Here is a 13,240-nt window from a genome sequence, read left to right on the forward strand (position 1 = left end):
GTCAGCCCCTCGGCCGGCGGGCGGCCGAGGGGCTGACCTGATACGGCGTCCCGTGTCAGGAGGCGGCGGTGACCGCGCGCTCCTCGACGGTCAGGTCGATGGTGACCGTGGCGCCGCCCTCGGTGGTGAGGCGCAGCTTGTACGTGCCGGCCGGGCCGTCCGCGTAGAACGTCGGGAGCTTCAGGCTGCCGTCGGCCGCCGTGGTGAGCTCGATGCTGCGGACGGGGTCGCCCTCGTCGTTCGTGCAGTACGGACCCTTGTCGTTGACAGCGGGGACGAGGCCGTCGGTGATCACGGTGGCGGTGACGGCGACCTTGCCCGCGGCCTTGCCCTTGTAGGTGGCGGCGACGGTGATGTCGTCGAAGGTCTGACCGGCGACGGCGGTCAGCTTCGCGGTGCCGGTCCTGGTGATGGCGTCGGCCTGGCGGGCGGTGACGGTCACCTTGAAGGTGGTGGCGACGGAGGTGCCGGCCACGGAGGCCCGCACGGTGAACTCGCCGGTCTTCTCACCCGCGCGGAGCACCGGCGAGGACACCTTGCCGTCGGCGCCGGTGGCGAGGGTGACCGCCTTGAATCCGCCGTCGAACGCGGTGTCGGCGTCGCCGACGACGGTGAAGGTGACCTTCGCCTTGGCCACCGCCTTGCCGAGGCCGTCGCGGGCCCGCACCTTGACCACCCCGGCGAACTCCTCGCCGGCCGCGGCGGTCAGCGTGCCGGTGCCGTCGTTCTGCAGCGCCGTCACCTTCTGGGACGGGGTGGGCGCCGGGCTCGGAGTGTGCGACGGGGGCTTGCCGATGCCGCCCGGTGTGGAGGGCTCGGGGCTCGGGTCGGGCGGCGTCGTGGGCTTCGTGGGCTTCGTGGGACCGCCCGGCTTCGGCGTCTTCGACGGCGAGGGCGTCGGGGACGGGGACGGGGTGCTCGACGGGCCGCCACCCGGCCGGCTGGGGCCCGGGGTCCGGCTCGTGGGGCCCGTCGGGAGGACACCGGTGCCGTCGGGGACCTCGTGCGTGCCGCGGTTGTAGTACGTGAACCAGGAGCGGACCGTACGCAGGTACACGTCGGAGTGGTTGTAGCTCAGGACCGCCCGGTCCAGGTCGGTGGCGGTCGACAGGTCGCGGTCGCCGACGCAGAGGTAGCGTCCGGCGGCGAGCGCGGCGTCGTAGACGTTGTTCGGGTCCTTGCGGCCGTCGCCGTTGCCGTCCTGGCCCCAGGTCGCCCAGGTCGACGGGATGAACTGCATCGGGCCGACCGCCCGGTCGTGCGTCCGGTCCCCGTCGTAGGCACCGTTGTCGGTGTCCTTGATCAGGGCGAAGCCGTTGCCGTCGAGGGCGGGGCCGAGGATCGGGGAGAGCGTGGTGCCCTGCGCGTCGACCCGGCCGCCGCGGGCCTGCCCGGACTCGACCTTGCCGATCGCGGCGAGCAGCTGCCACGGCAGCCGGCAGGCCGCGTCCGTGCCGGCGACGGTGTCCTGGGCCTTCTTGTACGCCGCGAGGACGGAGGCGGGTATGCCCGCCTCGGCGCTGCCGGTCACCGGCAGGTTGGCCGAATTGTCAGGCCTCTGCGGGGTGTTCAGCGGCGGCAGGTCCGTGTAGTACGGCGAGTCGCCGGAGATGCCGCCGCCCTGGTCGGCGGGGGACGAGGAGCCCGCGGAGGGGTGGTCGCCGTCCGCCGCGATGAGCGGGGACGGGGCCCCGGGGGCCTGCGAGGCGGAGAGCGCCGCCACGGCGACGGCGGCCACGGCGGTAGTGGCCGCTCCTCTGTAGAACCGGCGACCGAATTGCGCTGCCATGACGTGTGGGCCCTCCCCCTCGTCGCTGTCGGCGCTCCCCTGCGCCTGGACTCAGGCGACCCTACGGCAACTCCTCCGGCGCGCACACGGCGGGCGGGCCGGTTCTTACCGCTTTCTCACCTTCCTGAACACAAGTTGTCCACGTGCGGACATTCTCGTGACGGACCTTCCTGCCCCACGGGTCACCCCGGACCTTCCCCTCCAGGTCACGCATACTGCCCGCATGCCCTTCACGCTCAGCCACGCCGCCGCCGTGCTCCCGGGGATACGCCGCGACGGCACAGGCCGTGGTCCGCTCCTCGCCTCGGCCCTGGTCGCCGGGTCGTTCGCCCCCGACCTGACGTACTTCGCGGACTCGGTGATTCCGGGGGCCATGGAGTTCGGGGAGGTCACCCACGCGGTGTGGGGCATCGTCACCGTGGACGTCCTGATCACCGCGCTGGCGCTCGGGCTGTGGCTGCTGCTGCGCGACCCGCTGGTGGCGCTGCTGCCGGAGCGGTGGCGGGGGCGTGTGCACACCTGGCTGCGGGGCCCCGGGGCCTCGACGGGCCCCGGGCGGCGGGGACTCGGCGCCCGGGACGCCGCGTGGTTCGCGGTGTCGGCGGTGATCGGGTCCGCCACCCATGTCGTCTGGGACGCCTTCACCCATCACGACCGGTGGGGGGTACGGCTGGTGCCCGGGCTCGACGGCAGCGTGGCCGGGTACCCCGTCTTCACGCTCGTCCAGTACGGAACGTCCGCCCCCGCGCTGCTGCTGCTCGCCTGGTTCACGGCATCGGGGCTGCGGCGGACCGGGGCCCGGCCGGTGCCCGCCTCCGTACCGGTGCTGACGGCGCGGGTCCGGGGCTGGGCGCTCGCATCGATCGGGCTGTGCGCGGTGCTGGGCACCGCCCACCGGTGCGCCCGCTGGTACGCGTACCACGGGCACATCGACACGCCGCTGGACATCATCCCGACGGCCTGCTTCGGCGCGGGCGCGGGCCTCGCGGCGGGGCTCCTGCTGTACGCGGCGGCGGTGCGGCTCACCCCGGCGCGGCGGGAGGCGGAGGCGGCCGGGGCCCCTGCGGACCCCGGCCGGAAGCGGTCAGTGGGCCGCTGACTCCCAGTCGTCGCCGACGCCGACGGACACGTCCAGCGGGGCGCGCAACCGCACCGCGGCGGACATCTCGTGGCGCAGGATGCGCTCGACCCGCTCCCGCTCGCCCTCGGCGATCTCCAGCACGATTTCGTCGTGCACCTGGAGCAGCATCCGGGACTTCAGCTCCGCCTCGCGCAGCGCCCGGTCGACGTGGAGCATGGCGACCTTGACGATGTCGGCGGCGGTGCCCTGGATCGGGGCGTTGAGCGCCATCCGCTCGGCGGTCTCGCGGCGCTGGCGGTTGTCGCTGTTCAGGTCCGGGAGATAGCGGCGGCGGCCGAAGATCGTCTCCGTGTACCCGGTGGCCCTGGCCTCCTCCACCACGCGGCGCAGATAGTCCCGGACCCCGCCGAACCGCTCGAAGTAGGTGTCCATCAGGCCCCGGGCCTCGCCCGCCTCGATGTTCAGCTGCTGGGAGAGGCCGAAGGCGGAGAGCCCGTACGCCAGGCCGTAGCTCATGGCCTTGATCTTGCGCCGCATCTCCGGGTCGACCGCGGACTTGTCGACGCCGAAGACCTGCGAGGCGACCGTGGTGTGCAGGTCCTCACCGGAGGTGAACGCCTCGATCAGGCCCGCGTCCTCCGAGAGGTGGGCCATGACCCGCAGTTCGATCTGGCTGTAGTCGGCCGTCATCAGCGTCTCGAAGCCCTCGCCGACGACGAAGCCGCGGCGGATCGCCCGGCCCTCGTCCGTGCGCACGGGGATGTTCTGCAGATTCGGGTCGGTGGACGAGAGGCGGCCGGTCGCCGCCACCGTCTGGTTGAAGGTGGTGTGGATGCGGCCGTCGGCGGCGATCGTCTTGATCAGACCCTCGACGGTGACCCGCAGCCTCGCCTGGTCGCGGTGGCGCAGCATCAGCACCGGCAGCTCGTGCTCGGTCTGCGCGGCCAGCCAGGCCAGCGCGTCCGCGTCCGTGGTGTAACCCGTCTTGGTCTTCTTCGTCTTCGGCAGACCCAGCTCGTTGAAAAGGATCTCCTGGAGCTGCTTGGGCGATCCGAGGTTGAACTCGCGGCCGACCGCCGCGTGCGCCTCCTTCACCGCCTGCTGCACGGTCCCGGCGAACTGCTGCTCCATCGATTCCAGATGGGCCCGGTCCACGGCGATCCCGTGCCGCTCCAGGCGGGCGAGCAGAATCGACGTCGGGAGCTCCATGTCGTGCAGCAACTCGGCCGCGCCGACCTCCTTCAGCCGCTCCGTGAACGCGTCACCGAGATCCAGGACCGCGCGGGCCTGCGCCATCAGGGCGTCGGCCTCCGCCCGGTCGTCGGCGCCGAACGCCAGCTGACCGTCGGCCGCGGCGGCCGGGGCCAGCTCCCGGCCCAGATACTCCACGGCCAGGGCGTCCAGCGCGAAGGAGCGCCGGCCGGGCTTCACCAGATACGCGGCGAGCGCGGTGTCCATCGTCACGCCGTCGAGGTGCCAGCCGTGCTCCGGGAAGACACGCATCGCGCTCTTCGCGTTGTGCATGACCTTGGGCCGGGCCGGGTCCGCGACCCAGGCGGCGAACGCCTGCTCGTCGGCCTCGTCCAGCTGCGCCGGGTCCAGCCAGGCGGCGGCACCGTCGGCGGCGGCGAGCGCGACCTCGGTGACCGCGCCGGTGCCGAGCGCCCAGGTGTCGACCGTCATGACGCCGAGCGGCTGCGCACCGTGCTCCGCCAGCCAGGGGCCGACCTCGCCGGTGGACAGCACGGCCCCGTCCAGCTCGATCCCGGCGGCGGGCGCCGGCGGCTCGGCCTCCGCCGCGCCCGGATCCACCGCGAGCAGCCGCTCGCGCAGGCTCGGGTTGCGGATCTCCAGCAGGTCGAGGATGCCGGTGACCGCCGTGCGGTCGTAGGGGGCGCGCTCCAGCCCCTCCGGGGTCTTCGGCAGCTCCACGTCCCGGACCATCTCGGTCAGCACGCGGTTCATCTTCACCGCGTCCAGGTGGTCGCGGAGATTCTGCCCGGCCACACCCTTGACCTCGTCGGCCCGCGCGATCAGCTCGTCGAACGAGCCGAACTGGTTGATCCACTTCGCGGCGGTCTTCTCACCGACCTTGGGGATGCTCGGAAGGTTGTCCGACGGGTCACCGCGCAGCGCCGCGAAGTCCGGATACTGCCGCGGGGTGAGGCCGTACTTCTCCACCACCTTCTCCGGTGTGAACCGGGTGATCTCGGAGACGCCCTTGGTGGGGTAGAGCACCGTCACGTTGTCCGTGATCAGCTGGAACGAATCGCGGTCGCCCGTGACGATCAGGACCTCGAAGCCGGCCGCCTCGGCCTGCGTGGCCAGCGTCGCGATGACGTCGTCCGCCTCGAAGCCCTCGACCGCGAACCGGTCCGCGTGCATCGCGTCCAGCAGCTCGCCGATCAGCTCGACCTGCCCCTTGAACTCGTCGGGGGTTTTCGAACGGTTCGCCTTGTACTCCGGGAACTCCTGCGCCCGCCAGGTCTTGCGGGACACGTCGAACGCCACCGCGAAATGCGTCGGCACCTCGTCACGCAGCGTGTTCGCGAGCATCGACATGAAGCCGTACACCGCGTTCGTCGGCTGGCCCGCCGCCGTCGTGAAATTCTCCGCGGGCAGCGCATAGAACGCCCGGTACGCCAAGGAGTGCCCGTCCATCAGGAGCAGGCGCGGTCGGTTGTCTGCCGTCTTCTTCGATGCCGTCTCAGCCACACCCCGATCCTGCCACGGACCACTGACAATCCGGACCGGCCGCCACCCGCGACGCCTCACCGGGCGCCCGGCGCCCCCCGCGTGCCAGGATCGGAGGGAAGGAAACCCACACGGCGGACCCGCGACACACCTCCCGGGGGCCCGCAGCAGGCTCGAAGGGGAGCACCATGGCCAGCAAGCCGCCCGCAGGAGACCCCGTCCAGGATGCCCCCCGGGTCGGACCGGCCCAGCACTCGGCCGCCGGGCTGCCCGCCGTCGCCCAGAGCCTGCGCGTCGCCCAGCGGCAGATGGGCCTGCGCCGCACCGCGCAGACCCTCCTCAAGGTCAACCAGAAGGACGGCTTCGACTGCCCCGGCTGCGCCTGGCCCGAGGGCGACAAGCGGCACACCGCCGAGTTCTGCGAGAACGGCGTCAAGGCCGTCGCCGAAGAGGCCACACTCCGACGGGTCACCCCGGACTTCTTCGCCGCGCACCCCGTCTCCGACCTCGCCGCGCGCAGCGGCTACTGGCTCGGCCAGCAGGGCCGTATCACCCAGCCCGTCTACCTCCCCGAGGGCGCCGACCGCTACCAGGCGGTCACCTGGGAGCGGGCCTTCGAGATCGTCGCCGAGGAACTGCGCGCCCTCGCCTCCCCCGACGAGGCCGTCTTCTACACCTCCGGGCGCACCAGCAACGAGGCCGCGTTCCTCCTCCAGCTCTTCGCCCGCGAGTTCGGCACCAACAACCTGCCCGACTGCTCCAACATGTGCCACGAGTCCTCGGGCTCCGCGCTCACCGAGACGATCGGCGTCGGCAAGGGCTCGGTGTCCCTGGAGGACCTGCACCACGCCGACCTGATCATCATCGCCGGACAGAATCCCGGCACCAACCACCCCCGGATGCTCTCCGCCCTCGAAGAGGCCAAGGCGGCCGGCGCGAAGATCATCTCGGTGAACCCGCTGCCCGAGGCCGGCCTCGAACGCTTCAAGAACCCGCAGACCCCGCAGGGCATGCTCAAGGGCACCCCGCTGAACGACCTCTTCCTCCAGATCCGGATCGGCGGCGACCAGGCCCTCTTCCGCCTCCTCAACAAACTGATCCTGGAGACCGAGGGCGCCGTCGACCGGACGTTCGTCGCCGAACACACCCACGGCTACGAGGAGTTCGCCACCGCCGCAGCCGACGCGGACTGGGACGCGACGCTCGCCGCGACCGGACTCGACCGCGCCGCCATCGAACAGGCCCTCGCGATGGTCCTGGCCTCCGAGCGCACCGTCGTCTGCTGGGCCATGGGCCTCACCCAGCACAAGCACTCCGTGCCGACCATCCGCGAGGTCGTCAACTTCCTCCTGCTGCGCGGCAACATCGGCCGCCCCGGCGCCGGCGTCTGCCCCGTGCGCGGCCACTCCAACGTCCAGGGCGACCGCACCATGGGCATCTTCGAACGGCCCGCGCCCGCCTTCCTCGACGCCCTCGACAAGGAGTTCGGGATCACCTCACCGCGCCACCACGGCTACGACGTGGTCCGCGCGATCCGCGCCCTGCGCGACGGCGACGCCAAGGTCTTCTTCGCGATGGGCGGCAACTTCGTCGCCGCCACCCCCGACACCGACGTCACCGAGGCCGCCATGCGCAACGCGCGCCTCACCGTCCACGTCTCCACCAAACTCAACCGCTCCCACGCCGTCACCGGCGCCCGCGCGCTGATCCTGCCCACCCTCGGCCGTACCGACAAGGACGTCCAGGCGAGCGGCAAGCAGTTCGTGACCGTCGAGGACTCCATGAGCAAGGTCCACGCCTCGCGCGGCAACCTCACCCCCGCGAGCCCCCACCTCCTCTCCGAACCCGCCATCGTCGCCCGCCTCGCCCGCGCCGTCCTCGGGCCCGGATCCACCACGCCCTGGGAGGAGTTCGAGAAGGACTACGCGACGATCCGGGACCGCATCGCCCGCGTCGTCCCCGGCTTCGAGAACTTCAACGCCCGCATCGCCCACCCCGGCGGCTTCACTCTCCCGCACGGCCCCCGCGACTCCCGCCGCTTCCCCACCGCCACCGGGAAGGCCAACTTCACCGCCGCGCCCGTCGAGTACCCCGCACTCCCCGAGGGGCGGCTGCTGCTCCAGACCCTGCGCTCCCACGACCAGTACAACACCACCATCTACGGCCTGGACGACCGCTACCGGGGCATCAAGGGAGGCCGACGCGCCGTCCTCGTACACCCGGAGGACGCGGCAGCCCTCGGGCTCGCCGACGGGTCCTACACCGACCTCGTCAGCGAGTGGAAGGACGGCGTCGAGCGCCGCGCCCCCGGCTTCCGCGTCGTCCACTACCCCACCGCCCGGGGCTGCGCCGCCGCGTACTACCCCGAGACCAATGTGCTGGTCCCCCTCGACTCCACCGCCGACACCAGCAACACCCCCGCCTCCAAGTCCGTCGTGGTGCGGTTCGAGCCCGCGCGCTAAGCGCCCGCTCAGGCGTCTGATAGAACGACGTGGGACGAGCACCACACAGAGACGAAAGGCGGACCCATGGGCGAGCACACCGCACCCACGTTCCCCCAGGAGATCATCGACGAGTACGCCGCGCTCGGCGTCGACCTGCCCGCCCTCTTCTCCGCCGGCCACCTCGGCGAACGCATGGGCGTCCGCATCATCGAAGCCTCCGCCGAGCGCGTCGTCGGCACCATGCCGGTCGAGGGCAACACCCAGCCGTACGGACTCCTGCACGGCGGCGCCTCCGCCGTCCTCGCCGAGACCCTGGGCTCCGTCGGATCGATGCTGCACGGCGGCCCCTCCAAGATCGCCGTGGGCGTCGACCTGAACTGCACCCATCACCGAGGGGCACGAAGCGGCCTCGTCACCGGCACCGCCACCCCCGTACACCGGGGGCGCACCACCGCCACGTACGAGATCGCCATCACCGACGAGCACGGCAAGCGGGTCTGCACCGCGCGCCTCACCTGCCTGCTGCGCGACGCCCCCGCACCCCAAGCCGCCTGACCCCGCGCCACCGCACCACCAACCCTGCCCGGCCGTGACCCAAAACGGCCGGGCAGCGGCATTTCCGGCCACAACCACCGCCACGATCAAGGAAATTGACCGGCGCGCGGCGTCAACCCCCTTGACCCGGCGCTCCGTTCCGTGGCCCACTCGTCTGCCACACCTCACCCGCTCCCGCCACCACACCGCGTCGCCCCACCCCCGCAACCGTTACGCAGTGTAACCAACACCCGAGGTGCAGCGCCCCGCCGCGACGCGATCAGCCCGGCCCCGCAGCCACCGGGCCCCTCGGCATGCCTCCGTGCCCCCGCACAGGACCCCCGCCGGGCGACAGCAGCAAGATCACCTCAAGCCCCTTAGCAGAGCTGCGCGTTCTCACATTGCGGTCACTTCACGGTCCGGTAAAAAGCCGTACATGTCCACCCAGCCACCTCAAGCCTTGCTCAAGGGCATAACAAGACAGTCACATCCTTGGCCGGCACCACTCCCGACCCCCACCACTGCCCTTAGAGTCACGGCCAGTCACCGCGCCGCCGGGCGCGTCTGCAAGCACGGCCCTGTACCAACCCAGTACGGCCCGGCGAACGACACGGCACCTCAAGCAGAGGAGGCCGCGCCAGGGAAAGGACCTTTCGTGCGACACCGTTCTTTGCTCATCCTCACCACAGTGCTCACCACCGGTGCACTGACGCTCACCGCCTGCGGGTCGCGCGACGACGACAACAAGAGCGACGGCAACAGCGGCAGCTCCAACACGACCGTCGTCATCGGCGTCGACGCGCCGCTCACCGGTGACCTCTCCGCCCTCGGCCTCGGCATCCAGAACTCCGCCGACCTCGCCGCCAAAACGGCGAACAAGGAGAAGACGGTCCCCGGCATCACCTTCGAGGTCCAGCCGCTCGACGACCAGGCCCAGCCCTCCGTCGGCCAGCAGAACGCCACCAAGTTCATCGACAACAAGAAGGTCGTCGGTGTCGTCGGCCCGCTGAACTCCGGCGTCTCCCAGTCGATGCAGAAGCCGCTCAACGACGCCGGCCTCACCCAGGTCTCCCCCGCCAACACCGGCACCGAGCTGACCCAGGGCAACAACTGGAAGACCGGCGACAAGAAGCGCCCCTTCAAGACCTACTTCCGCACCGCCACCACGGACCAGATCCAGGGCGCCTTCGCCGCGAAGTACCTGTACAACAACGCGAAGATCAAGCAGGTCTACCTCATCGACGACCAGAAGCCCTACGGCGCCGGTCTCGCGGCCTCCTTCAAGGCCACCTTCACCGGCCTCGGCGGCAAGATCGTGGGCGCCGACCACGTCAACCCCGACGACCGCGACTTCAACGCCGTCGTCACCAAGGTCAAGAAGTCCGGCGCCAAGGCCGTCTACTACGGCGGCGAGTACCCCGCCGGCGCCCCCCTGAGCCAGCAGCTCAAGGACAGCGTCAAGATCCCGCTCATGGGCGGCGACGGCATGTACAGCGCCGACTTCATCAAGCTCAACAAGAAGGCCCAGGGCGACATCGCCACCTCCGTCGGCAAGCCCGTCGAGGAACTCGACTCCGCCAAGAAGTTCATCGCGGACTACAAGACCGCCGGCTACAAGGACGCCTACGAGGCTTACGGGGGCGGCACCTACGACGCCACCTGGGCCATCATCGAGGCCGTCAAGCTGGCCGTCTCCGAGAACGACGGCAAGCTCCCCGACGACGCCCGCGCCAAGGTGCTCGACGCCATGAGCAAGGTCAAGTTCGACGGCGTCACCGGCCCGGTCTCCTTCGACCAGTACGGCGACACCACCAACACCATGATGACCGCCTACCAGGTCGACGGCGGCAAGTGGGTCTCCAAGCTCAGCGAGGCGTACAAGCCGTAACTCCCGGGCACGCCCGACCGACCCCAGACCGCGCGGGAGCGCTACGAGCACTCCCGCGCGGTGCCATATCCGAACCACTCCACGGAGGCCCTGCGGTGCACGAACTGCCGCAACAGCTGGCCAATGGACTCATCCTCGGCGCGATGTACGGACTCATCGCGATCGGCTACACGATGGTCTACGGAATCATCCAGCTCATCAACTTCGCCCACGGCGAGATCTTCATGATCGGAGGCTTCGGAGCTCTCACCGTGTACCTCTGGATGCCGGCCGGCTCCAACCTCCTCGCTATCGTCCCCCTCATGATCATCGGCGGCGTCATATGCTCCGTCGCCGTCAGCGTCGCCGCCGAACGCTTCGCCTACCGGCCCCTGCGCAACGCCCCCCGGCTCGCCCCGCTGATCACCGCGATCGGACTCTCCCTCGCACTCCAGCAGGCCATCTGGAAGTGGTACCCCGACGCCACCAAGGACCACCCCTTCCCGCAGTTCAAGGGTGACGCCTTCGAACTCTTCGGCGCCCACGTCCAGCGCGGTGACCTCTTCGTCCTCATCTCCGCCCCCGTCTGCATGATCGCCCTCGGCCTCTTCGTCTCCAAGACCCGCTCCGGCCGCGGCATGCAGGCCACCTCCCAGGACCCCGACACCGCCAAGCTCATGGGCATCAACACCGACCGCATCATCGTCATGGCCTTCGCCATCGGTGCCGCGTTCGCCGCCGTCGCCGCCGTCGCCTACGGGCTCAAGAACGGCCAGATCGGCTTCCGCATGGGCTTCCTCATGGGCCTCAAGGCATTCACCGCCGCCGTACTCGGCGGCATCGGCAACATCTACGGCGCCATGCTCGGCGGCGTCGTCCTCGGCCTCGCCGAATCCCTCGCCACCGGCTACATGAGCGACGTCCCCGGCATGGACCTCTTCGGCGGCGGCGCGTGGAAGGACGTGTGGGCCTTCGTCCTCCTCATCGTCGTCCTGCTGCTGCGGCCCCAGGGCCTGCTCGGCGAACGCGTCGCGGACAGGGCGTGATACGGATGACCACCGCACTCCTCCCCATCCCCGCCCCCGCCGCCCGCATCGCCACCCTCACCGGCGCCGCGGCCGCCCTCGCCGGCACCCTCCTCCCCTGGACCTGGACCTCCGAATTCCCCGGCGACCTCACCGTCACCGGCTACCCCGGCGGCCTCCAGGTCCTCACCCTCACCGGCGCCGTCCTCACCCTGCTCCTCGCCCTCACCGGCTACGGCATCCCCGGACTCCGCTGGCTCACCCCCGCCGGCACCAACAGCCCCGTCCGCCTCGCGGCCCTCGCCACCCTCGGCACCACCGGCTACGCCATGGGCGCCATCTCCTACGAGCTCGGCGGCGTCGTCAACCTCGAACCCGGGGCCTGGGTCAGCGGCATCGGCGCGCTCATCGCCGTCATCGCCTCCCTCGCCCTCCCCTACGACGTCCCGCTCTCCACCGACGGCCCCGCGCCGAACGCCTGGCAGCGCTTCCGCAACAGCCTCGCCGCGCCGTCGGCCCCCCGCGCCAAGGCCCTCCCCGGCTGGGCCGAGATCATCATCATCGCGGTCGCCTTCGGCCTCGCCCTCTACGTCTTCACCTACGGGATCGACATCCCCACCGAGGACTCCGAACAGTTCATCGGCTTCCTCATCACCGCGGGCTTCGCCTTCACCGCGCTCACCCGGGCCGGCCTCATCGCCCGCCTCACCGCGCTGACCGCCAAGCACCGCAACGTCACCCTCGCCGCAGCCCTCGTCGCGGCACTCTGCTTCCCCTTCACCCAGGACACCGCGGAATACGCCCTCATCGGCGTCAACATCCTCATCTTCGCCACCGTCGCCCTGGGCCTCAACGTCGTCGTCGGCCTCGCCGGCCTCCTCGACCTGGGATACGTCGCCTTCCTCGGCGTCGGCGCCTACACCGCCGCCCTGGTCTCCGGCGCGCCCCTCTCCGCAATCGGCGTCAAGTTCCCGTTCTGGGCCGCCGTCCTCACCGGAGCGGTCGTCTCGATGATCTTCGGCGTCCTCATCGGCGCCCCGACCCTGCGGCTGCGCGGCGACTACCTCGCCATCGTGACGCTCGGCTTCGGTGAGATCTTCCGCGTCACCGTCAACAACCTCAACGGCAACAGCGGCCCCGACCTCACCAACGGCTCCCAGGGCATCCCCAGCATCCCCGACCTCAACCTCTTCGGGATCGACTTCGCCCTCAGCCACGACGTCGGACCCTTCACCCTCAGCAGGCCGGCCAACTACTACCTGCTGATGCTCGTCGTCACCGCCGTCGTCGTCCTCGTCTTCCGCCGCTCCGGGGAATCCCGCATCGGCCGCGCGTGGGTCGCCATCCGCGAGGACGAGACCGCCGCCACCGCCATGGGCATCAACGCCTTCCGGCTCAAGCTGCTCGCCTTCGCCCTCGGCGCCACGCTCGCCGGCCTCGCCGGCACCGTACAGGCACACGTCAACTACACCGTGACACCCGAGCAGTACCAGTTCGCCGGCTCCGTACCCCCGAACTCCGCATTCCTCCTCGCCGCCGTCATCCTCGGCGGCATGGGAACCCTCAGCGGACCCTTCGTCGGCGCCGCACTGCTCTACCTCATCCCGGCCAAGCTCCAGTTCATGCAGGACTACCAGCTCTTCCTCTTCGGAATCGCGCTCGTCCTCCTGATGCGCTTCCGGCCCGAGGGCCTGATCGCCGACCGCCGGAAACAGCTCGAATTCCACGAGACCGACCAGCTCGACGTGCCCACACCCCGGAAGTCCGACGAGACGGACGCCGGCATCGCCAAGGCGGGGGCGTAAC

8 protein-coding genes are annotated in these 13,240 nt (G+C 70.8%); 6 read left to right on the forward strand and 2 right to left on the reverse strand.

The window, feature by feature from the left end; genetic code table 11:
• Positions 1–55: 55 nt before the first annotated feature.
• Positions 56–1,789 carry a lytic transglycosylase domain-containing protein gene (locus ABZ565_RS22165; RefSeq protein WP_361029425.1) on the reverse strand — a complete coding sequence of 578 codons (1,734 nt, stop codon included), beginning with the start codon at positions 1,787–1,789 and terminating at the stop codon, positions 56–58.
• Positions 1,790–2,012: 223 nt separating this feature from the next.
• Here ABZ565_RS22165 and ABZ565_RS22170 point away from each other — a divergent pair, with 223 nt between their 5' ends.
• Positions 2,013–2,888 carry a DUF4184 family protein gene (locus ABZ565_RS22170; protein ID WP_361029428.1) on the forward strand — a complete coding sequence of 292 codons (876 nt, stop codon included), beginning with the start codon at positions 2,013–2,015 and terminating at the stop codon, positions 2,886–2,888.
• Here the strand turns inward: ABZ565_RS22170 and polA are convergent.
• Entirely contained in the window at positions 2,874–5,585 is a 2,712-nt protein-coding gene (polA, locus tag ABZ565_RS22175; RefSeq protein WP_361029431.1) for a DNA polymerase I, read from the reverse strand. The two genes, ABZ565_RS22170 and polA, sit on opposite strands and share 15 nt — an antisense overlap.
• A gap of 167 nt (positions 5,586–5,752) precedes the next feature.
• On the opposite strand from polA, the gene ABZ565_RS22180 reads away from it, so the two are divergent.
• From ABZ565_RS22180 to ABZ565_RS22200, 5 genes are all read left to right on the forward strand, one after another.
• Positions 5,753–8,026, forward strand: a complete 2,274-nt coding sequence (locus ABZ565_RS22180; RefSeq protein WP_361029434.1) for an FdhF/YdeP family oxidoreductase — start codon at positions 5,753–5,755, stop codon at positions 8,024–8,026.
• Between the two features lie 66 nt (positions 8,027–8,092).
• Positions 8,093–8,563, forward strand: a complete 471-nt coding sequence (locus ABZ565_RS22185; RefSeq protein WP_361029437.1) for a hotdog fold thioesterase — start codon at positions 8,093–8,095, stop codon at positions 8,561–8,563.
• 649 nt (positions 8,564–9,212) lie between these two features.
• Positions 9,213–10,430 (forward strand): branched-chain amino acid ABC transporter substrate-binding protein, encoded by a 1,218-nt coding sequence (locus ABZ565_RS22190; RefSeq protein WP_361029697.1) that lies wholly within the window; start codon positions 9,213–9,215, stop codon positions 10,428–10,430.
• Positions 10,431–10,525: 95 nt separating this feature from the next.
• Positions 10,526–11,455 (forward strand): branched-chain amino acid ABC transporter permease, encoded by a 930-nt coding sequence (locus ABZ565_RS22195; protein ID WP_361029440.1) that lies wholly within the window; start codon positions 10,526–10,528, stop codon positions 11,453–11,455.
• Positions 11,456–11,460: 5 nt separating this feature from the next.
• On the forward strand, positions 11,461–13,239 hold the full coding sequence (locus tag ABZ565_RS22200) for a branched-chain amino acid ABC transporter permease (protein ID WP_361029443.1): 1,779 nt from the start codon (positions 11,461–11,463) through the stop codon (positions 13,237–13,239).
• The last annotated feature ends 1 nt before the right edge of the window (position 13,240 follow it).

It is taken from the genome of Streptomyces sp. NPDC016469 (genome assembly GCF_040632905.1).
Lineage (GTDB): Bacteria > Actinomycetota > Actinomycetes > Streptomycetales > Streptomycetaceae > Streptomyces.

Bases quoted from the DNA above. Each gene is read 5' to 3' on its own strand.
- ABZ565_RS22185 (WP_361029437.1), top strand. From the start codon at position 8,093: ATGGGCGAGCACACCGCACCCACGTTCCCCCAGGAGATCATCGACGAG.
- ABZ565_RS22170 (WP_361029428.1), top strand. From the start codon at position 2,013: ATGCCCTTCACGCTCAGCCACGCCGCCGCCGTGCTCCCGGGGATACGC.
- ABZ565_RS22165 (WP_361029425.1), bottom strand. From the start codon at position 1,789: ATGGCAGCGCAATTCGGTCGCCGGTTCTACAGAGGAGCGGCCACTACC.
- ABZ565_RS22180 (WP_361029434.1), top strand. From the start codon at position 5,753: ATGGCCAGCAAGCCGCCCGCAGGAGACCCCGTCCAGGATGCCCCCCGG.
- ABZ565_RS22200 (WP_361029443.1), top strand. From the start codon at position 11,461: ATGACCACCGCACTCCTCCCCATCCCCGCCCCCGCCGCCCGCATCGCC.